We start from the raw sequence: 20,883 nt of genomic DNA, 5'->3' as shown, positions 1-20,883 counted from the left end.
CGCGAACGATGTCGCATGCGCGTACCTCAAGACTGATCGACGATCTCAGGGAGCGTATCGCCCACCTCGAAGGCGCTGCGGCGCGCAAGGCTACGGCATTGCCGTTCGGCGTACGCCAGATCGATGAGCACCTTCCTGGTGGCGGGATTGCCTTTGGCGCTCTTCATGAGTTTGCCGGCGGTGGAGCAGGGACGGTCGATGGGGCTGCGGCAGCGCTGTTTGCCGCCGGTATTGCAGCCCGATCAAAGGGAAAGGTCCTCTGGTGTCTGACCCGTCCCGATCTCTTTGCGCCAGCCATTTCACAGGCAGGGCTCCATCCCGACCGGGTGATCTATTGCGAGGGTGACAAGGACGAGGACGTTTTAGCCTCGATGGAGGAAGGGCTTTCCTTCGGTGGCTTTGGAGCGGTCGTTGGAGAACTGGTCCGTCTCCCAATGACCGCATCCCGCCGTCTGCATCTTGCGGCCGAGCGGACAGGCAGCATGGGCCTTGTCGTTCGGCGGTGGCGACGGCAGAACGAGGCGTCCGACTACGGCAGTCCGACAGCCTCGACAACCAGATGGCGCGTCAGTGTGTTGCCATCGGAAAGCTTGCCGGTCGCAGGCGTTGGACGGGCGCGATGGCTGGCGGAATTGCTGAGAGTGAAAGCAGGCGAGTGTGCTGAGTTTGAAATAGGAGCCTGTGATGCCAAGGGTCGTATCTGTTTACTTCCCGTTTCTGCCGACCGACCGGATACGTCGGCATGGCGAGGGAGCCGTGCCGGCTGACAGACCCCTTGTGGTGATCTCGAGGTCCGGTTCAAAGCGTTGGGTGTCGGCAGCAGATGCCGCCGCACGCAGGGTTGGTCTGCATATCGGCATGGCGGCGAGCAAGGCGCAGGCGGTCATTTCTGATCTCGCCATGCTGGATGCCGATCCCGTTGCTGATGCCGCAGCCCTGGAACGATTGGCACTCTGGGCGCTCAGACAATACAGCCCCGTTGTCGCAGTCGATGGTGCCGACGGGATCGTCATGGATACCGAAGGTGCTGACCATCTGCGTGGAGGCGAGGAGGTGATGATATCAGGTCTGGTCAATGTGCTGCGCAGCCGCGGCCTGACGGTGCGTGCCGCAGTGACAGATAGCTGGGGAGCATCGCACGCAATAACGCGACTGACATCGGCAGAGACCACAGTTGTGCCGGTTGGTGACATACAGAGAACCGTCGTCAGTCTTCCCATCCACTGTCTGCGCCTGCCCTCGGATACGGTTCAGGGACTTCGCATTCTGGGTGTCGAGACAGTCGGGGAACTGTCGGCCATGCCAAGAGCACCGCTGACGCTGCGATTTGGTCCGGAGCCAGGACGACGCCTGGATCAACTTTTCGGTCGTCTTGCCGAGCCGATCGAGCCAATTCGGACGCCGGAACTTGTCGAGGTCTTTCGCAATTTCCAAGAACCCATAGGCGCTGCTGAAACCATCGAGAAATACGTTCGCCGTCTTGTGTCGCAATTGACCCTTGAACTGGAGAAGCGTGGCCTCGGTGTGCGTCGATCAGACCTTATAATCCACCGCGTCGACAACACGCGCCAGTGTCTGCGTGCAGGCCTTGCCAAACCGGTGCGCGATCCATCACGTCTGTCCAAGCTTTTGTGCGATCGCATCGAAAAGATCGATCCCGGCTTCGGCATCGAGAAGCTGGTGCTGGTGGCGATCATGACCGAGCCTTTGGAGGAGAAGCAGGCGGCCTCAACGCTGATCGAGGAAGAGATGGTCGACATCACACCGATCGTCGATATTCTCGGCAATCGCGGCCAACGCCTCTATCGGATGACACCCGTTGCCTCCGATGTCCCCGAGAGATCGGTGGTTCGTATCGCTCCTGCTGCTTTGGAAACTGGAGCCGATTGGGCATCTAGATGGCCAAGACCATCGCGATTGTTTGCCTATCCTGAGCGCATTGACGTTGTTGCACTGTTGCCCGACCAGCCACCGGCTGTGTTCACCTGGCGCGGCAAGCGTCGCCGTGTGAAGCGTGCCGATGGACCAGAGCGGATATTCGGGGAGTGGTGGCAGCGTCCACGGGAAATGCAGGCGGTGCGGGATTACTTCGTTGTCGAGGATGATCTTGGCGAGCGTTACTGGGTCTACCGCACGGGCGACGGCGTTCACACCGAGACCGGCTCCCACGAGTGGTTTCTTCATGGAGTGTTCGGATGAACTACGCCGAGCTTCAGGTCACGACGCATTTTTCGTTCCTGCGCGGTGCATCAAGTGCCGACGAACTGTTTACGCGTGCGGCAGAGCTTGGGATCGACGCTCTTGGTGTTGTTGACCGCAATTCCCTTGCTGGCATCGTTCGTGCCTGGGAGGCCGCAAAGGCAACGGGTGTCAGACTGGTCGTTGGTTGCCGGCTCGACCTTACCGATGGCATGTCGGTCCTTGTCTATCCGACCGATCGTCCTGCCTATTCGCGCCTCACCCGTCTGCTATCCCTCGGCAAAAGCCGGGGAGGCAAGGCAAAGTGCATCCTCGATCTCAGCGATCTTGAAGCCTATGGCGAAGGGTTGATTGCAATCCTCATTCCTGACGAGGCGGATGATGGTTATGTCAGCCAGTTGCGCCAGGTGTCGAAAATCTTCGGTGACCGGGCCTATGTAAGCCTTTGTCTGCGCCGCAGACCCAATGACAGGCTTCGTCTCCACCAGCTTTCGAACATGGCGTTCCGGCACAAAGTGAAGACGGTCGTGACGAACGATGTCCTGTTCCACGATCCCTCCCGTCGCCAGCTTCAGGATGTTGTCACCTGCATTCGAAACACAACGACGATCGACAATGTCGGCTTCGACCGCGAGCGGCACGCGGACCGGTTCATCAAACCGCCCGAGGAAATGCACCGGCTGTTCTCAGAGTATCCGGAGGCACTGGCCCGCACACGGGAGATCGTCAATCGCTGCCGTTTCGATATGAGTGAGCTTCAGTACCAGTACCCCGAAGAAGCCATGGTGCCGGGTCTTGATGCGCAGCAGTCACTGACCAAATTCACCTGGGAAGGGGCGGCGGATCGGTATCCGGAGGGCATCCCCGACAAGGTTCGCAAGGCCATTCTGCATGAGCTCGATCTGATCCGCATCATGAAATACGCACCGTATTTCCTGACAGTCTTTTCGATCGTGCGGTTTGCCCGATCGAAGGACATTCTTTGTCAGGGACGTGGATCAGCGGCAAACAGTGCCGTCTGCTATTGTCTTGGCATCACGTCAATCAATCCCGAAACATCGGACCTGCTGTTCGAACGCTTTGTCTCGATGGAGCGCGACGAGCCGCCCGATATCGACGTGGATTTCGAGCACAATCGCCGCGAAGAAGTGATCCAGTGGATTTACTCCACCTATGGCCGTAGCCGGTCTGCACTCTGCTCTACCGTGACCCGCTACAGGGCAAAGGGGGCGCTGCGCGATGTCGGCAAGGCGCTTGGTCTTCCCGAGGACCTGATCGGCCAGCTCTCGTCCGGCATATGGGGGTGGTCAAAGGACGGTGTGGGAGAAAAGCAGCTCAAGGAAAACAACATGAACACCTCAGACTATCGTCTGCGGCTTGCGCTGGAGCTGGCAGGCCAACTCATGGGCGCACCCCGCCACCTTGGTCAGCATCCGGGAGGTTTTGTGCTGACACAGGACAGGCTCGACGACCTTGTGCCGATCGAGCCTGCCGCCATGGACGACCGGCAGGTGGTCGAATGGGACAAGGACGACATAGAAGCCCTGAATTTCATGAAGGTCGATGTGCTTGCGCTCGGGATGCTGTCGTGCATGGCGCGGTCGTTTGAACTCCTTTGCGAATACAAAGCGCTCCCCATGGGGCTCGCTGATATTCCCCAGGAAGATACCCGAACCTATGCGATGATCAGAAAAGCCGACACGCTGGGCACATTCCAGATCGAGAGCCGTGCGCAGATGGCTATGTTGCCCCGGTTGAAGCCCAGAACATTTTATGACCTTGTCGTTCAGGTGGCGATCGTCAGACCCGGCCCTATCCAGGGCGACATGGTGCATCCTTACCTGAGACGGCGCGAGGGCAAGGAAAAGGTCGAATATCCGACGCCTGAACTTGAGGCCGTGCTTGGCAAGACCCTTGGCGTCCCGCTCTTCCAGGAAAGCGCCATGAAGGTGGCGATGACCTGCGCCGGCTTTACCGCTGGCGAAGCGGATCAGTTGAGACGGGCGATGGCGACATTCAAGTTTACCGGCGGTGTCAGCAAGTTCAGAGACAAGCTCGTGGATGGCATGGTCGCCAACGGCTATACACGAGAGTTCGCGGAAAAAACCTTTACCCAGCTCGAAGGCTTCGGCAGCTATGGTTTTCCTGAATCCCATGCGGCTTCGTTTGCACTCATTGCCTATGCGTCGTCCTGGATCAAATGCCACCATCCCGATGTCTTCTGCACGGCGCTGATCAACAGCCAGCCGATGGGATTTTACAGCGTTGCCCAGATTGTCACTGATGCCCGCCAGCATGGTGTCGAAGTCCGGCCTGTCTGCGTCAATGCTTCCAGATGGGACTGCACCATGGAGCCAATCCCGGGATCAGATCGTTTTGCTGTCCGGCTCGGCATGCGGGTCGTCAAAGGTCTGGCGGAAAACGATGCAGCCAGGATCATTCTCGCACGTGCAGACGAACACTTCGCATCCGTTGATGACATGTGGCGGCGGTCCGGGGTTCCAACGGCATCACTGGTGAAGCTCGCGGAAGCCGATGCTTTCCTGCCCTCGCTCAGACTGGAACGGCGGCAAGCGCTCTGGGATATCAAGGCGCTACGGGATGAACCGCTTGAATTGTGGGCAGCGGCAGCCGAACGGGAAGAAAGGACGGTTAGCGAGGTGGAGGAACCGGAGGTCACGCTGAAATCGATGACGGAGGGCAGGGAGGTTGTCGAAGACTACTCCCATACCGGCCTGACACTGAGGGCTCATCCGATGTCGTTTCTGCGCAAGAACCTGAAAGCCAAGCGGATTGTAACCTGTGCCGAGGCCATGAGTGAGCGTGATGGCAGGTGGCTGTGGACTGCAGGCCTGGTTCTTGTCAGACAGCGTCCGGGGTCGGCAAAAGGAGTCATGTTCCTGACGCTCGAGGATGAGACGGGGATTGTCAACGCAGTCGTCTGGCCGACGCTCTTCGAACGACAGAGACGTGTCCTGATGACCGCATCGTTGATGGGCATCCACGGGAAAATCCAGCGGGAAGGCGAGGTCGTGCATCTCGTTGCCCAGCGGCTGTTCGACTTTTCCGAAGACCTGTCAAAACTTGGGGAGCGTAATGGCGAGTTTCGGCTGCCGCATGGCCGGGGAGACCAGGTCAAGCATGGTGGTGGTCCTGATCCCCGGGATAATCCGAAACCCGCCGTGCAGGCGCGGGATATCTATATCCCTGATCTGCACATAGACAGGTTGAAGGTGAGATCGCGGAACTTTCACTAGGATTGGCCGATGAAGAAGGTGCAGGACTTATGAGTTCAATGTCGCAGTTCATTAAGGAACTGGTTCGCGACGCCAACGAAATGGACAGGCTCGGCCTCTTTGAAAAAAGACGCATGCTTGAACGCGCGATAAACATTATTCGCGATTTTCGTGAGCAGATTGGCGCGTCGCAATCGACGTTTAAGCGGGATGTGGTCAAGGATCTTCAGACGATTGCCGCTTCAATCGAAGATCAGAGCGACCGGGATGTGAGCAGGGCATTCCTTGAAGCTGCAGGTGCAATTCGTGCGCTGAAAATCCTCATGGATAGCACTCCACAACACCACGACGAAGGCCAAGACGTGTGATGCGCGCTTTGATGAGATGCTGGGACGGCAAGGGGTCCGGCACGGAGAGGGTCCACCGTGGCAGTATATTACAATGGAAGCCCAGTGTGACGCATGAGAGGAACCAAATCTCTGTGCCGGCGTTACATATGCAGCCAGGCATCCCCGTCCCCCAGCAACGCCTGGCACCCTCTAAAAGTGGCGCGTCCTTCTCCATAAGCGTGCCACTTTCGTTTTGTCCATCTGACAGCGGCTGTCGACTTACAGCAGATGATGAGATGAGATCAGTTCATGCACGAGGTTGGCGACCATCGCGACTGGCCAATAGTAGCAGTTCTATAATCTCGAAGCGATGCTACCGCCTCCGTTTCCTTCGGCAGTGTGGTCCATTAACAGGCGGTCTGTCAGCCCTGGCGCGAGCATGGCAACCTTGCTGTCCGGTGGAGAAATAGCCCAGCCAATCAGTAGATCCATGCTGTCCAGTTCGTCTTCTTCATCCGTCCCGACGGCTTCAAAAGGCAACGAGGCGATTGACGATTGAGGCTCCCTGAAGGCCGTCCCGTGGTCTGCGGCAACACGATTGAAACCGGCAGGGAGATCGAGCAAGTCTGCGGTGACATCTGTCAGTGCCGACATTTGGGGAGTTGGTCGGGCCGAGGGAACTACGCCGATGGACGCAGTGACGATTGCATCCGTCGGCGTGTCCGATACAGCTGGCCTCAGGAGAGGGGCAGGCACCTTGAGTGCAACAACGTTGCCGCTTTCCGCGTCATCCTCATCGTCTAAAAATGCTCGTGGAGGGCGGCTTTTCGGAAGCGGCAGCATTGCCGTGAGAAGAGTATCGTCTGCACCCCGCCCTACGTGGCTTCCTACGCGCGAAGCTGTGTTGGACGAGCCCAACGGGGATGCGACCTCGATTGATTGCGGTCCCACGCGCCGTTTATAGTCGGCCAGAGCAACGTCATAGCCAGGAAGACGCCTTCCGTCTGGCGGCAGATGCAACGTGCGTCCGTCCGGGAAAAGGGCGATCAGTTCCTGCCTCGTCATGCGCGGCCAGGCACGAACGCCACCCACGTCGACGTGGATAAACGGTGAGCCTGATGTCGGGTAGTATCCGACGCCTCCCGCCTGCATCTGGATCGCGAGCCTGCGAAGCGTCGAGAGCTTTACGCCTGGAATGAAGAAATCCATCGCCTTTCCCTGCATGTGGAGGCTTTTCTTGGCAACGCCCGTTGCTCTGGAGCGACCACGCAATTTGGCGTTCGTGGCGGGGGATCGATAACCGGAAACGACGTGAATATAGTTTCGCGTGTTTGAACGCTCGTAGATCTCCCAGACGATGTCGAGGAGCCTTGGATCCATCCTGCCACTTTCGTTGCGTCGCCAGTCGCGAAGGAGCCGGTTGACCTTCTGCAGGCCGGCCTGATCAAACCGTCCATTGCGCTTGTAGGTGATTGTCGCCTTTTCCCCGGTGTGTACGAAATAGAGCTTCAGCGAACGGTCTTCGGCCGCAGCGAGCGAGGTAAATCCGAGGAGAACTGCAACAGCAAGTGCTGCCACCTGGCTCGCTTTTACGAAGCACCTGAACAGGTCGGCTAGGCCAACCGATCGAAAACCGGACGACGTGATACTCTTCAACTTCGACACTCGCTACGCTTTACGTTTCAAAATCAGCGGCGGCCGCACTGGCGCATTCCGCTCTGAACTGCGAGCAATCATGGTCAATAAAGGGTTAAGAGGTCATTGACACTAGATGGCAGTCAGAGCGTTAGGGATCACAACGGCGTTATTTGGTTGTGGTCGTGGGCTGGGCGTTTGCACTCCCGCGATACCAGGTTTGGAAGCCGGTGCAGATAAAATTTACCGCGCCCTGTTCACGCTCTGGCAGACTTCTTAGATCAACGAATGCTGCAATTAGGGGAAATAAAAAAGGCCGGGGCGAATTCGCACCGACCTTCCTCAATGTTTGCTACTTACCAGTGCCAGTCCATCCGTGGTCAAAAGCCTGAGCAAACGTGCGTCACGAGCGGGATCATCCGTTCCTCAGCGACACACATGAAAGACTTATAAAGAACGTTGGTGTTGGAAATGAGGTGTGTTCAGGGACGCATGCGCAAGCCCATTCAGGTCGCCGTCATCCATGTTATCTGGAAGTATGAAATGCGTGCTCCTTCAGAACCATGGAAAAAGGCTGGCGGCCGTGTAGAGAAGTGCTACCGTCACGCCTAATGCGACCAGTGTCAAACCGAGCCCGAGTGACACCACGAGGCCATCACGTTCGATCAGACCAATCGCGATGACGCAGAGTGCCGCGACAGGGGCGATGTTGCCGAAGGGGATCGGCAGGGCAACGGCCACGGCAAGACAAAAGACAGGCAGGGCAAGCATGTAGGTCACTCGTGGGCCTGACAATGCTTCCATTCGACCTGGTTCGACAAAACGCTCGATCCTGCGAACCAGTGGCGAGGCATGACGCTCGAGCGCACCGAATGCCTTCGCCGATATCCGGCGATCTCCGATCAAGGATGGCAACCATAAGGACTTCAGCCCAAACGCGAGTTGAAGCGATACAATCGCCAGTGCTGACCCGAACAACATTCCAAAAGGTCCTGGAATGGGAATCATTGCCGGAAGCGCAAGAAGCAGGATCACGAAACCGAAGCCGGATTTCCCCATAAGGCGAAGAGTTTCGGTAATTGTGAGGCCGTCCTGCAATTGAGCCTCCGTAACAAGGCGTGAAAGGGTGGCGGATGCTTTACTGGTGCCGTGTTGATAAGTTGCCAAGGTCAGCCTTCAGCTTTGTGGTTGTTACCGGATTTGATCAATGCGCGAAACGCTGCACATTCGGGGTCACCTGCCTAAAAGTGGTTATCTGGAGACGTCCATCCCGTCGAAATGCTGACAGCCGTTGCAATTGCGCAACACGGCGTCGTGTCGGAATAAGGTCCGACATCGTGAAAGCGCCGGGACTTTCACCAGAGGGGTCCGGACCAGCGGGTCGAACCTTCATTTGGGAAACAGCAGGCTGTCGTTCAAGTCCGGGAACGACATCATGCGCTGCGGGACAAAATCATGCGGTGTGAGAAAGCTGGACGATCAAGGGTTCCCAGGGTCTTCGGGAACATCGATCTCGATCATGACGGGAGCGTGATCGCTCGTATGGTCCCAACTGCGGGGTTTACGGCGGACATCAGCAGATTTCAGCCATTGGGCGGAGACAGGACTAAGAAGAAGATGGTCGATCCTCAGTCCGGCGTCGCGCTCGAACGAGTTCCGCCAATACTTCCAGAAAGTATATATTCTCTCGTTCGGGTGCAAATGTCTGATCGCATCTGTCCATCCCTGGGCAAGAAGTTCGGCGTATGCCTTGCGGACCTCCGGACGGAACAGCGCATCGTTACGCCAGCGCTCGGGCTTGTAGACGTCCAGTTCGTCCGGCATCACGTTGAAGTCTCCGATCAGCAACACGGGGATTTCCAGGTCGAGTAGTTCCGCGGCGTAGTTCTGCAGCCGCTTGAACCACCGAAGCTTGTCATCAAACCTGGCGCCCGGTGCAGGGTTGCCGTTCGGCAGATACAATCCCCCAATCAGTAGGCCATTGACTGCGGCCTCAATGTATCGGCTCTGAGCATCATGGGGGTCGCCAGGGAGACCCTTTCTGGTCAAATAGGGTTCACTATCGCGGGCGAGGATCGCCACGCCGTTCCAGCTCTTCTGTCCATGCCAAACGGCTCCGTAACCTGCTTTTTCGATTTCTTGCCACGGAAACTTGTCGTCCGTCGTCTTCAATTCCTGAAGGCAGACGACGTCGGGCCTGTCCTCTTTCAGCCAACGCGTGAGAACCTCGAGACGGCCATTGATACCGTTCACGTTATAGGTTGCAATCTTCATGCGATGCGTGCGGCGACACCGTTACTGATGTCCTGCGAGGTGAGAAACCGAGTGGACGATACGATCGCCGACCTTTGTTGCCACAAGCGGCACGGCGACGGCTCCGGGAGCTCCAAGCCGTAAACGGCTGAAGACCCGCCCCAGAACGAGGGTAGCGGCAGCAGTGGCGAATACCCGAAGCCATAGGTGGTGTTCCGGGGCAGGGGACGACGCCGCCGGACTGATGCTGCGTCGACACGTTGACTCAGCTCGTCGACGTCTCTCTGCAGCTGTTCGATTGCCAACTGGAATTCGTTCTCTTCCTTCGGCGGTGGATCGTCCGCAGGCGCCTCGTCATCAAGTTCGGCAAGATGCTCGCGAAGCTCGGCCGGGTCTTTGAAGCCGCGCGTTTTGATGTTGGTCATAAGATTACCTCGTAGGTGGATAGGGACGAATTCTCAGGCTTATTGGAAAATCATCTATCGATCAGAACGGACCCGACTGGCGTCTGCTGACCAGCTCACCGGTCTTTTCCATCTTCACGCAACGGACAACGCTTCAGCATCTTTTCGATCAATTTCCTGTCGCCGCCGAACCGATCCAAAATCTCCGCGGCTTTCTGCAAGCTCAATGCATAAACAGACTGCAATTTCTCGATCGTGTATGGCTCTGGATTTGCGCTTTTCACTTGAGCCTCCTTTCAAAGAGTAAAATGCACGGTCCCGATTTCGGGTTCCATTGCTGCAGACGGGCCACGATGTTTTGTTGGAAGGGTCACAAGTGGCGATCTTGCCTCATCGCGACGCTTACTTAAAATATGTCTGCGAGGATTGTCTGTTCAACTGTTTGGGGTACCTGATGGATATGGCTCCGTTGTTCGTTTCTCCTGGAACCTTCTGACTGCGGACGATCAACACGTAGCCCGTGGGACGGATATTGCGCACCTTGACGAGAACAGGCGCATCAAAGACGTCATCGGGTTTATTGAGAACCCGCCGCGAACGGGCGACACACTGAACCTTGACAATCCATCAAAAGAGAAAGACGAACAGGTTCATCGCCGTCCGACGTGCGTAACGAGGATCGCGCTGCACCGAGCATCGTTGCGCTTTGCGCCCAATGCTGTGCGTTTTTCGAGGGGAGGACGAAATCGCCCCGGATGTCTAATCCGGTTTCCGGAAGCCTTTGGTGTGTGGAGAACGTTTCATCATCCTGTCAATCAGCGCGTTACCGCCTATCCCGGTTTTCTGCGCGTTAGATGCTCCTCTGGAAGTTTTTTAACCTTCGTCCTTATGGACAGCTGTGCCGTCAACATTTGCTATTTTTATTGGTAGCGTCATTCGCTTCTAGATTGGATCCGCATCCCTGGTGCGGCCCGGGGGGAGGGACGCCCGCTTCATAGGCAGGCATCCCCATCGATTTGAAATTTTGGCTACGATAGAGAGACTTCCAGGCTGATTGGCACTGCAGCCAGAGCCTTTGAAACCGGGCACCCCTCCTTTGCCTTATTGGCGAGTTCGGTGAATGCGGCTTGATCAGCTCCCGGAACCTGGCCGCGAAGGTTCAAGGCGATTGCTGTGATCTCAAAACCGTCACCGACTTTGTCAAGGGACACCATGGCTGTTGTATCGAGGCTGGTTGCAGTCAATCCGGCTTCTCCGAGGATTTTTGAGAGGGCCATGGTGAAGCAAGCAGCGTGAGCTGCACCTATCAACTCTTCTGGGTTTGTTCCCTTGACGCCTTCAAAACGCGTGTTGAAACCGTAAGGATGCGAACTAAGCGCGCCGCTCTCTGTCGATATTTCGCCTTTTCCGGCCCTGATGCCGCCCGTCCAATGAGCCGAACCGTTCTTTTTTATCGCCATGATAATAGTCTCCTGAGTTTTGATGCTGGGAAATTGCCGGGTAAGAGGTGGAAAGTTTGGTAACCTTCATTTGGAATATCGACCCAAAGACCCTAAGGCGGAGGAAAGATGTCTGCTCGTAAGCTCGCGACCTTGATCTCTGGCAATTTCCAGGGCGGTTTCGATGTAGAGCATCAAGGGGTCGTGGACTTGATCTTTGCTGTCGATGTTGAGAATAATCGCGCCGCTATAGTAGGAAGGTACGCCCTCTGCGTCGCGAAAACATGTCCCAATGCTGGTCAGAGACTTAATTGTCGTGCTCGCGCTTCTTATGCGGTAGTGTAAGGGAGCCGGCTCGTTGCCCAGAAGAACAGCGTGAATTTGTTCCGCCAGTTGACCGCGGTCCTCAAGTAAAACGAGTTCCAGTATCCTTTCTACGCAGATGCCCTCGGCAATCTCTTCAGGTGCGATTTCATAGATCTGCGCGAATACACTATCGCCGAACACCAGGTTCCTTGGGACATCCCAAGTGAAAAACCCGACGGGTGACGGAACATCGTCTTGCGATGAGAACAATGACGTGGTGTGCATATCTCCTCCAACCGGAGATAACGCGAGACGTCATCTTAGGTTTCAACTGCGTCAACAATAAGCGCTGATGCTGCCCGAACTCTACCGGTCTTTGGTGAAGCCCGGCGCTGACGCTTACCCAACACTATTTTGCTTGATACCCTTCTTTGACAGCGATCGCTTTGGATCGTTCGGATCCTGGAGATCAGCTGTTTGCTCTCTACGTCGCGATACCCTTTCTATTTTTTCTGCTGCCCGCTTGGCCGCTGAATCGAATGCTTTCGATTTTGCGGGTGAATACTTCTCCTCTCCCAAGCTACTCGGACCGCGGTATCGGATTTCGACGTTTCCAGGAACGTAGCCTAGCGAGCGGTTAATTGGCGCTAGATATCGGCTCCCGGCGTAGGTTGGAGCGAGGTGCGCGACATCAGCACAAAATATCTCGAAACTCTCTTGCCAACTTGAGTGAAGAGGCTCGCCCTCCGCGCGGATACGTTGATATTCGGTAGCGAGGAAATCGTTCTTCCGCATCATCACTACAGTTTCTCCCAAACCCGACCGACGTACTCGCCTTTCTTACGAGATCGTTTCCACGCGTGAACAGTACATCCGGCGCACTCGGAAAATTACCTCTTTTATCGTAACGTCCTGTTTTTGAGGTGGTTCCCATCTTAGCCGTACCCGGCGGGCTCAATGGCTTCAAATATGCAGGCTCGGACGCCCGTGGAACTCTTCTGAACGCGTCGAGTTGGACGATAATGTTTCGCGTTACTATGCCGGAAGGAGATCAAGATGTCTAACGCCACTCAAAGGGGATCAACGGACCTAGAAGAGAACACTGGGGTCACCGAGAACAGCTTCGGTAAGTCAGTCGAGAGCCAAGCACAGATTTTGGACGCGGAAAAAATCGCGACTGGAACCAACGTGGATGAACTATTGAATGTTTATCGTCTTGAACCGATCTCACATGACCCAAATGCAGGTTCACTCGATACTATTTTTGTTATCGCACGTACGGCCGGGGATGCTCGCATCGTGGCCGCGGGGACAGAGACAGACTTTCAAGAAGTTGACGGAGCGCCGGCTGAAGACGTTTCGACAGCAAACGCGAGCGTCTTTCGCGACCCTAATATTTACAGTGTTATTGAAGTTAAAACCGGAATTGGCGGTTTGCAGCGAGGTCTGCTAAGGGAGGGATTTCACGGCAATTAATAACGGTAGCGATGCCCTATCGCCAAAAAGAACCCGAAATCCTGAGGACATGCCAATTGCTCGCGTGATATGCTGTCCACGACACCACACGAAACTCCAACGTTTCTCGACTTGGTTTTCGGGGCACTGCTGGCTGGAAATATGAAGTTCGCATATACCCCGAACCTCGATGTCCAACATATATCACTTGTCAGCCTGAAGGGCATCCATCTCTGTTGAAGGATGGGAGGAATGACTAACCAGAAATTCGCAGATCAGCATCTAGCCTTGAGTTGGTTTAAATCGCTCGAGCCGGTCCTCCCGGCCGAGATGACTGGCCTTTGGAAAGGTCTTGGCATTCCGTCCGGACACCCCTTGGATGGAGTGCTGGAAAATCTGAACTGGTTTGGCAAGCGCTTTCACCCGGATCAGAAAGCCGACGCATTGCTGTTTCAATGGCAGCCGCGGCGTCTGGTGGCCATCGATCCGTCATATTTTCCAATCGAGGTGGCAATACGTTTGGCCCCCATAGGAAATAGTTCATTGGCGCGAAAAGTCTTCGCGTATGGACAAAGTTTTTTGCGGGCGCGTGGAACGACCGCATCCCTCACCCTTCGGGCCTCGCAGTACGATGAAACCGCTGCAATGGTCTACGACAAGCAACCGATCACCGACTATTTCAGACGGATTGGGGAGAACAAGCTGGCAGGAATGATGGTCGCCAAAGGTGATGAGCGTCACTATTTCTTTTCACTGGAACGTGTTTTCTCACTTGATGATCCGTCCCTTGGGAAGAAACCCAGAAGCCAAGCCGCCACTTCCTCAGCTCGATCTTGTCTTCCCTTCCTCTGAATCGGATTTACCCGCCGAGGCTCAGATTGGCCTTGCTATCTCCCGCAGGAAGCCTTCCGCAAAGACGAAGGGCACCATACCATAGGCGTCGTGCGGACAGGGACAAGATCCAATGTATCTCAGAGTTCGGCAAACAGGGTCAGACAGCACCGGCCCAAGCAATTTTTGACAGGGTCACGTCAGAGTTCCGATACGCGGGACGTGATTTCGGCCATGTCGCGCAGCGAGTGCCAGTTCGTTCAGTTGACCATTTATGCGGCTGCTCGGAGGTGTTCGCCCAAGCCTGAAAAATGTAATGGTCATGGGGCATTCAGCTTCATTTTGAGAAAACGCGGAAATCCGCGCATGCATTAACCGCCAATCTCCAGTCCGGGCATTTCGTCCGCCGCACGGATCGTTTCTGGCAGATCCCAGCAACCCGTCACACACGGCTTGATTGCTGCGTATTGCTGGACTCAGCACAAGCTATCCTCAATCAATATCCGAGCTTCAAGGGGCGAGACAAATGTTTTGAGAGCTACTTGTCAGATTGAGTTCGTATTGAGCGCAATTTTATCACTCACTTTGCTTCGGGCGACCGACGCAGTTTTTTCCTTTTCGATTGAGAAATATTACAGAGCGACAGTCGGTGACGTTTACGTGATCTATCGTCTGCTTTGTGCGCGTTGCAAAAATACTACATCATTTTTTGCCGAAATGAATATTAATCATCTCTCATGTAAGGGAGTTCAAGGACTATGAAAAAGATCGTATCGACTATCGCATTCGTGCTGGCAGCATCCTCCGCTATGGCGGCCGACGCTGTTTTGGACGTTCCCCCAGCACCCGTCGCGGACGTTGCTCCTGCATTTAGCTGGACCGGTTTTACGGCCGGTGTTCAGGGTGGGTATGGCTGGAACAACAATGATGTTTCGGTTGGCGGTCTTGCAGGTGAAACTTCTGCAGATTTTGATGGCGCAATTGCTGGCGGCTTCGTTGGCTTCAACTACGATCTCGGCAACAGCTGGGTAGTTGGTATTGAAGCGGACTTTGAAAAGAACTGGGGCGATGACTCTGCCACGCTCTTTGGAACGTCACTCGATTATGGTTTCGACTGGCAGGGCTCGGTTCGTGGCCGTGTCGGCTATGCGTTTGATCGCGCTCTCATCTACGGTACAGCTGGCTGGGCCTATGCCCGCGGTTATGCGGAAGTCCCTGGCGTGATCGAAGAAAAGGAAACCTTCAACGGTTATACGCTCGGTGTTGGCCTTGATTACGCATTCACCGATATGGTCTTCGGTCGTGTCGAGTACCGTTACACTGACTTTGGCGACAAGGACTTCGATTTTGGCGGAGCCACGCTCAACTCCGACGTTGACCAGCATGCCATCCGTGTCGGCCTCGGCGTGAAGTTCTAAAATCCGGATTTTTGGACAAGACAGGAAGCCCGGTTTCAACGCCGGGCTTTTTCTTTGTTTGTCTCCGCGCAACGTGACATGCTGCGCTGGTTCTGCTGGACGCTACTGCCGAAAAATATAGGAAAAGACGCCGGACGAACGCAATACAAGCGATCTGCACGTCGCCTCGATCTGAAATCAGGTCCCGCAAACTAGTCGTATATCGCGCCGGTGTGCCAAGTTCGCGCAAAAAACCTCCTGACATTCTTTAATCGAATATCGGCCTGCACGAGAGGTTTGCGCAGTTCGCTTCCTTTGCTCGATTTTCCAGCCAGTAGTCGTGTGGGTGGAATCGCTGGGAAACGCGAACTTATCATCATTGGTACACCCTACATTGACGCATACGCCAAGAGCCAGGCGACAGTTCGGATCCTTCGCGTACTTCATGGCACGCGGGAATAACCAGAATATCTGCCGGTACGCTGGCCGCCGGTCGTGGATAGCTTTCCTCGTCCGGCATGTGTTTCACTATCTCGTCCGCGAGCTTGCAATATTCCGCTAACGGACTGTCCGCTCCAGGTACGCACATAATCGGTTCAAATGGATCACGATGTACAGGCATCAGTCGCTGCATCGAACGCCTTCACGCAGGACTTAGCTTTTCGACCCGTATCAACAAGTCGCTGAAAGTAGAGTTTCAGCTTATTGCCTGGTTCGGCGCTCATCATGCAATACTCAACAATATTGTTAAAAATTAATCGAGGAAGCTCATATCTATAATTTTGCTCGACTCAGTCAGCAGTGCTTTCACGATATGAGGCAGGCTATTTCAGCAGTTCGCACATCCTCTTGTGCGCGCCATGAGGGCGTGTGGCTGCCTGTCTGATATCTCCACCCCCTCACGTAGCACTGGCAGGAAGATCGTCACTTGGCAGCCGCCGCGAGTACTGCGGACTCATTTGGGGAGGCTGTCGCTAACGGAAGGTTCATGAGACGTACGTGCTCATACTCGGGCACACCATAAGCTTCGCCGGCAGCATCGACCAGCCCACTCTGATCGCGTATCTCGATATTACTCCGTGTCGAGCATATCAGGTTGTCACCCTCGAGTAGGTGAAGGGCATCGGTGACTGAGGGCCGCCGGCGCCGAGCATGATTGCCAGATAATCGTGGGTGAGGTGAAAGTCTCGCCCCGGGACCATATCATGAACCATGACAAGCCAACGCGCCAGTCGTTGCTTTACATCGAACCGAGCATTTGAAAGCGCCAGACGTCGCATAACCGCGATCAGTTGAGTATCAATCTCAATCTCTTCTGTGACGTGGGAAACGTTTTCAAAGCCTCCGATATCGTTGCTTCAACGAGTTTGATCTGAAGTTCTTGGCAATTGGTGAAGCGCATCGCCCAAGGCAGCAGCAGAGTTCTCAGTGGGCATGCTTCTGTATAGTTTGGTCTACACATGTGTGCATCCCTAGCTAGGCAGGCGGAAGCACGTAATAACCCTCAGTCGGCATCGCCTACGAATTCGGTTGATGCCAATAAATTAGCTAACCACATTTGTTCATCGAACGAACCAGCGAATAACAGTTGGCCGTCGATAGTCTGAAACCGTACATAGGCCGAAACGCCGGTTGGGGCGACACAGGGTTGGATCTGTCCGGCCAAAGCAGTTTGTTCAACCCAAAAGTAGCGCTTGCAAAAATACTCTGAGTTCAAAATTCGTGGGGATCGCCGGAGGTCTCCGAACTTGCCAATGTCTGCTCAAGAAATGGCAGCGGTCACATGTAATCAATGAAGAGGCGCGTTGGCCAGGTGGTAGGAAAACACCCATTTCTCCTCGAGAGCCTTCACGACACTCTCCGCAATCTCGATCTTGGCGGGGTCTGAATTTGTGGACAGCTTGTCCGCATACCGCTCCCGCGTTTCCTCTGGAACTGCGCTCAACAGGTCCTCCAAGAATATTGCTACATCGAACACGTCAACTCGTCGCTCACCCTCGTAGAAACGGTAGGTTCGGCCAATATTCACGGTGATAGATTCGGCAAGCAGCTTCGTCGCCAGGCCAGTCCTACCGCGCGTTCCTGGAGATTTCCCGGCGTAGCCGTTGCGTAACGGAGTTGGCTGCACGGAGAGACAGATGCGAACTTGTTCTTGAAGATCGGCGAGCATTGCGTGGTGTCAATTCTTGGTATGACCATGGTGGGACGACATGGATTTATGAGGGAATCGTTCCCACCAATGCCATATCGGCTTTTCCGCTTTATTGCGACTGAACCCGAAGCCACGCCTGCGGTTAGACCCAGGTTCTTAGCAACGGGATCGTCGTGAACCGGTCGCCCGACTTCGTCTTCAGGTCGCTCATAGTTGCGGCGTACCGCTTATTATTGCGATCGGATCAGGTGACGCTTTTGTTGGGATGACATTGGCACATCCTCATGCAGACCGAGGCAATCAGGGGTGATCGTTAGCGCGCGGACGCAGAGCATGCCGAACTTTGCGGGGATGCGTGTAAGGCGCCTTCGACGAGAGGGATCTTCTGATGCATTCGCATATCGACATAGCCGGGAGCGACTTATCGCACTTTTGAGCGCTGAAGGAAGGTAGGCTCTTAAATCAATGGACGAGGTGGGACGATCGCGCGACGACCGCCTAGATTTTCTGCAGCGCTACGGGTCGGGATGTCTCCGTAGATGGGCTGCCGGCTGACACGCTCGGCAGGGACTCACTCGCGTCATCGGCGCTGATGAGAGAGCAAGAGACAAATATTTTACAGATTTTGTGTTTTAGGCCCAGGGACAGATGCTCAACAGCGCTCTTGTGAAGATCGAGAACCCTGACGTTCGAAAACGAATTCTCGCAACGTCTCCGTCATTTCATCGATCGAAGCTACGTCCGCGACTTTGGGGATGTGACGATTGACGCCTTGATATGCCCCCTGTCAATGGGAACCAAACGCGCCTTCACGAGTTTTCGTTTGTATTCAAAATCAAGGTGCAAAACTAGGAGGAACGCCATGAAAAGGCTTGGTTTTACAGCGGCAGCGTTGCTGCTGTCGACATCTCTTGTCTCAGCGCAAAGCGAGACCCCGACGACTTCTCAGACGACCCCGGCTATCTCCACGACGGGTGAGCAGAACCCTGGTGCTCCAGTTGCAGGTAAGAACAGCTTTACGGAAAGCCAGGCCAAGACGCGTATCGAAGAGGCAGGCTACACAAATGTTACCGCTCTGAAACTCGATGACCAAGGCGTTTGGCGCGGGACGGCCACCAAGGCAGGCACCTCCACAGACGTAGCACTGGATTTTCAAGGCAACGTCACAGCCAAGTGATCCCGATTACAGTAAAGATAGCAAGAGGAAGCGACCATGAAGACGGTAACAGGGCTTTTCGATTCTTATGATGACGCACGTTCCGCCGTTAAAGCGCTGGAAAACGCCGGGGTCTCGTCGGACAATATCAGCATCGTGTACAGGAAAGACGGCAAGGAGGAAGTTGAGGGGCAGGGCAATAAGGCCGCCGAAGGTGCAGGCACTGGTGCTGGCCTCGGCGCAGTTGCCGGAGGCGCAGGCGGCCTACTTACCGGGCTCGGAATCATGGCTATCCCTGGGGTCGGCCCGGTGGTCGCAGCGGGTTGGCTGGCAGCCACTGCTGCAGGAGCGCTTGCGGGTGCCGTCGTCGGCGGTGCCGCTGGAGGCATCGTCGGCGGACTCATCGAATCTGGCGTGCCCGAAGAAGACGCGCACCTCTATGCAGAAGGTGTACGTCGTGGCGGAGCGGTGGTCGCCGCTAAGGTTGACGACGACAAGGTCGTTGAGTCTCAAGCAATCCTCAGCAGCTCGAGAGCCGTTGACCTGGATGTCCGCCGCCGTGCGTATACGGAGGATGGATGGACGAGGTTCGACGAAAACGCGGACCCTTACACCGAAGAGCAGGTCGCCGCTGAACGAAATCGCTACCACCTTTAATTCCGTGTAGCTGGAAGATGGCCGCTCTCTTCGGCGGCCAGTTCCCTGAGAGGATTATGCGAGAGCCTAGCTCAAAAAAGGCAGTCCTATGAAAACACTCGTCGTGGCATATTTCGGGGCGTTGATCTCGTTTCTCGTGATTGATGCGATCTGGTTAGGAGTGGTGGCGCGCAACTTTTATCGCGATCAACTTGGCGAACTCATGTTGCCGTCGCCAAACTTGGCGGTAGCCGCAGTTTTTTATCTGTTTTTCGCCGCTGCTATTGTCGCATTGTCAGTAAGACCCGGCCTCGAGCACGGTTCGGTCTGGGTGGCAGCCGGCTACGGCGCTGCTCTTGGACTTGCAGCCTCTGGGACCTACGACATTACCAACATTTCGACGATCAAAGGATGGCCGCTCACCATGAGCATTGTCGACATGATCTGGGGTACGGCATTGACCGCATTGGCAAGTGCGGCTGGTTATATCGCAGCCCGACTTTGGGGATGAGACGTATCACAAGCTCGGCTTTGCGGTTATCAAAGCGGAGGAGACAATGACCGGGCCACAAGCCGACATCAAGTTGATCAACGAGACGGTATCGTTCCCGTTCGATAGGGTGACGGTTGACCGGTTCAGGGAGACCTTTCCCACAGCACGGTGGAACGACCACCTTCAGGCATGGACCGTTCCAGGAAAGACAGCACGGAAACGCATTGAAAGTTGGCTTGCTTCAGAGGCCGACCGACAGCCTGCTTTTTCAGAAGAGCGGGGACGCGACGCCTTTCAATTCGAGCCCATTCTCTCACAATATTTGCAGGTGGTTCCCACAGGATTTAAAATCCGAACCCCTTACTCCCGTGAGGTCGTTGATCAATTACGACAGATACGGTTTGCCCGGTGGAACGGACCGGAAAAGGTTTGCGAAGTGCCATTCGGATCTTATGATGACCTGCAGCACGGTTGGAAGATAATCGAGGAAGCCGCCAAGAGGGCAGAACCCGAGGAACGACGCAAACGTGCCGATGCTCGCAAGGGAACCGAAGAAGAAGCGATAGCCAAGCGCGGAGCAAAAGAGCGGCGGAAGCATCGATTGCCATTTCCGAGTGATAACCTACCGCCACTTTATAGGCCGGTGGCGACTACTACCTACGGGATCGTTGTGATAACCGAGATCACAGGGGAATTCGTTGAGCCATTGAGTATTTCCGAACGTCACCCGCAAGCCGATGCGGAGCACATATGAGCGGGATGGCGGCTAGCAAGCCTCGAAGAACTCAGGGAAGCTCGGCAAGCCGCGAAATCGCGGGAGCGGCGAGCGAGAGTAAAGAAGGATATGCACGATGGCCGAAAACCGTAGGGTCTGACCCGGACGAACACCTCGTCCGTGTTGGTCGCGCAGCAAACTGATTAAAGTGAGTATGATCGAGAACCACGCGAGCCATCAGGGACGC

Annotated in this window: 19 protein-coding genes and 1 pseudogene; 12 read left to right on the top strand and 8 right to left on the bottom strand. The window is 55.4% G+C overall.

The features are described 5' to 3' along the window. Positions 1-8: 8 nt before the first annotated feature. Genes HWX89_RS24980 through HWX89_RS24965 form a run of 4 tightly spaced genes read left to right on the top strand, consistent with a single transcriptional unit; the run spans position 9 to position 5,803 of the window. Positions 9-767 (top strand): ImuA family protein, encoded by a 759-nt coding sequence (locus tag HWX89_RS24980; RefSeq protein ID WP_138793021.1) that lies wholly within the window; start codon positions 9-11, stop codon positions 765-767. Further along, the gene (locus tag HWX89_RS24975; protein ID WP_178340927.1) at positions 685-2,199 is read left to right on the top strand and encodes a Y-family DNA polymerase; all 1,515 of its coding nucleotides are present in this window, start codon (positions 685-687) and stop codon (positions 2,197-2,199) included. Before HWX89_RS24980 ends, HWX89_RS24975 begins: the two co-directional genes overlap by 83 nt. Continuing rightward, complete coding sequence (locus HWX89_RS24970) at positions 2,196-5,456, top strand: error-prone DNA polymerase (RefSeq protein WP_138793022.1); 3,261 nt, start codon at positions 2,196-2,198, stop codon at positions 5,454-5,456. The genes HWX89_RS24975 and HWX89_RS24970 overlap by 4 nt, the downstream gene beginning before the upstream one ends. Positions 5,457-5,458: 2 nt before the next feature. Further along, a complete protein-coding gene (locus HWX89_RS24965) occupies positions 5,459-5,803 on the top strand; it encodes a hypothetical protein (protein WP_246705288.1) in 345 nt (114 codons plus the stop codon). 315 nt (positions 5,804-6,118) lie between these two features. Here the strand turns inward: HWX89_RS24965 and HWX89_RS24960 are convergent, their stop codons facing one another. The 7 genes from HWX89_RS24960 to HWX89_RS24930 all read right to left on the bottom strand — a co-directional run bounded on the left by HWX89_RS24960 (position 6,119) and on the right by HWX89_RS24930 (position 12,086). Continuing rightward, complete coding sequence (locus HWX89_RS24960) at positions 6,119-7,342, bottom strand: peptidoglycan L,D-endopeptidase MepK (RefSeq protein WP_353505726.1); 1,224 nt, start codon at positions 7,340-7,342, stop codon at positions 6,119-6,121. A 612-nt stretch (positions 7,343-7,954) separates the two neighbouring features. Continuing rightward, the gene (locus tag HWX89_RS24955; protein ID WP_246705287.1) at positions 7,955-8,566 is read right to left on the bottom strand and encodes an exopolysaccharide biosynthesis protein; all 612 of its coding nucleotides are present in this window, start codon (positions 8,564-8,566) and stop codon (positions 7,955-7,957) included. Between the two features lie 312 nt (positions 8,567-8,878). Next, positions 8,879-9,673 (bottom strand): exodeoxyribonuclease III, encoded by a 795-nt coding sequence (xth, locus tag HWX89_RS24950; protein ID WP_138793025.1) that lies wholly within the window; start codon positions 9,671-9,673, stop codon positions 8,879-8,881. Continuing rightward, positions 9,670-10,077, bottom strand: coding sequence for a hypothetical protein (locus HWX89_RS24945; protein WP_138793026.1), 408 nt, complete (start codon positions 10,075-10,077; stop codon positions 9,670-9,672). Before HWX89_RS24945 ends, xth begins: the two co-directional genes overlap by 4 nt. A gap of 95 nt (positions 10,078-10,172) precedes the next feature. Continuing rightward, on the bottom strand, positions 10,173-10,340 hold the full coding sequence (locus HWX89_RS24940; protein ID WP_178340926.1) for a hypothetical protein: 168 nt from the start codon (positions 10,338-10,340) through the stop codon (positions 10,173-10,175). A gap of 744 nt (positions 10,341-11,084) precedes the next feature. Next, entirely contained in the window at positions 11,085-11,516 is a 432-nt protein-coding gene (locus tag HWX89_RS24935; protein ID WP_138793027.1) for an OsmC family protein, read from the bottom strand. A gap of 66 nt (positions 11,517-11,582) precedes the next feature. Beyond that, positions 11,583-12,086, bottom strand: coding sequence for a PAS domain-containing protein (locus HWX89_RS24930; RefSeq protein WP_138793028.1), 504 nt, complete (start codon positions 12,084-12,086; stop codon positions 11,583-11,585). 771 nt (positions 12,087-12,857) lie between these two features. Between HWX89_RS24930 and HWX89_RS24925 the strand changes: the two genes are divergently transcribed. The 4 genes and pseudogenes from HWX89_RS24925 to HWX89_RS26670 all read left to right on the top strand — a co-directional run. Beyond that, positions 12,858-13,277: a hypothetical protein gene (locus HWX89_RS24925; protein WP_138793029.1), complete on the top strand. Its 420-nt coding sequence runs from the start codon at positions 12,858-12,860 to the stop codon at positions 13,275-13,277. 231 nt (positions 13,278-13,508) lie between these two features. After that, on the top strand, positions 13,509-14,108 hold the full coding sequence (locus HWX89_RS24920; RefSeq protein WP_246705286.1) for a GXWXG domain-containing protein: 600 nt from the start codon (positions 13,509-13,511) through the stop codon (positions 14,106-14,108). 737 nt (positions 14,109-14,845) lie between these two features. Then, entirely contained in the window at positions 14,846-15,505 is a 660-nt protein-coding gene (locus tag HWX89_RS24915; protein WP_138793031.1) for an outer membrane protein, read from the top strand. Between the two features lie 294 nt (positions 15,506-15,799). Then, a pseudogene (locus tag HWX89_RS26670) lies at positions 15,800-15,946 on the top strand (type II toxin-antitoxin system mRNA interferase toxin, RelE/StbE family); the annotation flags it as partial. 1,327 nt (positions 15,947-17,273) lie between these two features. Here the strand turns inward: HWX89_RS26670 and HWX89_RS24910 are convergent. Then, the gene (locus HWX89_RS24910) at positions 17,274-17,429 is read right to left on the bottom strand and encodes a hypothetical protein (RefSeq protein ID WP_178340925.1); all 156 of its coding nucleotides are present in this window, start codon (positions 17,427-17,429) and stop codon (positions 17,274-17,276) included. Between the two features lie 1,069 nt (positions 17,430-18,498). Here HWX89_RS24910 and HWX89_RS24905 point away from each other — a divergent pair. The 4 genes from HWX89_RS24905 to HWX89_RS24890 all read left to right on the top strand — a co-directional run bounded on the left by HWX89_RS24905 (position 18,499) and on the right by HWX89_RS24890 (position 20,675). Further along, entirely contained in the window at positions 18,499-18,813 is a 315-nt protein-coding gene (locus tag HWX89_RS24905; RefSeq protein ID WP_138793032.1) for a PepSY domain-containing protein, read from the top strand. Between the two features lie 36 nt (positions 18,814-18,849). After that, positions 18,850-19,449, top strand: coding sequence for a general stress protein (locus HWX89_RS24900; RefSeq protein ID WP_138793033.1), 600 nt, complete (start codon positions 18,850-18,852; stop codon positions 19,447-19,449). An 88-nt stretch (positions 19,450-19,537) separates the two neighbouring features. After that, a complete protein-coding gene (locus tag HWX89_RS24895) occupies positions 19,538-19,939 on the top strand; it encodes a DUF2177 family protein (RefSeq protein ID WP_138793034.1) in 402 nt (133 codons plus the stop codon). A gap of 46 nt (positions 19,940-19,985) precedes the next feature. After that, positions 19,986-20,675 carry a hypothetical protein gene (locus HWX89_RS24890; protein ID WP_353505725.1) on the top strand — a complete coding sequence of 230 codons (690 nt, stop codon included), beginning with the start codon at positions 19,986-19,988 and terminating at the stop codon, positions 20,673-20,675. Positions 20,676-20,883: the final 208 nt, after the last annotated feature.

Source organism: Rhizobium sp. RM (assembly GCF_013390595.1).
GTDB lineage: Bacteria > Pseudomonadota > Alphaproteobacteria > Rhizobiales > Rhizobiaceae > Agrobacterium.
Note: the sequence above shows the minus strand (reverse complement) of the source record. Positions and strands in the feature narration are given on the sequence as shown.

Excerpts from the sequence above, each read along its gene's own strand:
- HWX89_RS24915 (WP_138793031.1), top strand. The coding sequence starts at position 14,846 with ATGAAAAAGATCGTATCGACTATCGCATTCGTGCTGGCAGCATCCTCC.
- HWX89_RS24945 (WP_138793026.1), bottom strand. The coding sequence starts at position 10,077 with ATGACCAACATCAAAACGCGCGGCTTCAAAGACCCGGCCGAGCTTCGC.
- HWX89_RS24930 (WP_138793028.1), bottom strand. The coding sequence starts at position 12,086 with ATGCACACCACGTCATTGTTCTCATCGCAAGACGATGTTCCGTCACCC.
- HWX89_RS24970 (WP_138793022.1), top strand. The coding sequence starts at position 2,196 with ATGAACTACGCCGAGCTTCAGGTCACGACGCATTTTTCGTTCCTGCGC.
- HWX89_RS24890 (WP_353505725.1), top strand. The coding sequence starts at position 19,986 with ATGACCGGGCCACAAGCCGACATCAAGTTGATCAACGAGACGGTATCG.
- HWX89_RS24905 (WP_138793032.1), top strand. The coding sequence starts at position 18,499 with ATGAAAAGGCTTGGTTTTACAGCGGCAGCGTTGCTGCTGTCGACATCT.
- HWX89_RS24900 (WP_138793033.1), top strand. The coding sequence starts at position 18,850 with ATGAAGACGGTAACAGGGCTTTTCGATTCTTATGATGACGCACGTTCC.
- HWX89_RS24925 (WP_138793029.1), top strand. The coding sequence starts at position 12,858 with ATGTCTAACGCCACTCAAAGGGGATCAACGGACCTAGAAGAGAACACT.
- HWX89_RS24920 (WP_246705286.1), top strand. The coding sequence starts at position 13,509 with ATGACTAACCAGAAATTCGCAGATCAGCATCTAGCCTTGAGTTGGTTT.
- HWX89_RS24935 (WP_138793027.1), bottom strand. The coding sequence starts at position 11,516 with ATGGCGATAAAAAAGAACGGTTCGGCTCATTGGACGGGCGGCATCAGG.
- xth (WP_138793025.1), bottom strand. The coding sequence starts at position 9,673 with ATGAAGATTGCAACCTATAACGTGAACGGTATCAATGGCCGTCTCGAG.
- HWX89_RS24895 (WP_138793034.1), top strand. The coding sequence starts at position 19,538 with ATGAAAACACTCGTCGTGGCATATTTCGGGGCGTTGATCTCGTTTCTC.
- HWX89_RS24980 (WP_138793021.1), top strand. The coding sequence starts at position 9 with ATGTCGCATGCGCGTACCTCAAGACTGATCGACGATCTCAGGGAGCGT.
- HWX89_RS24975 (WP_178340927.1), top strand. The coding sequence starts at position 685 with ATGCCAAGGGTCGTATCTGTTTACTTCCCGTTTCTGCCGACCGACCGG.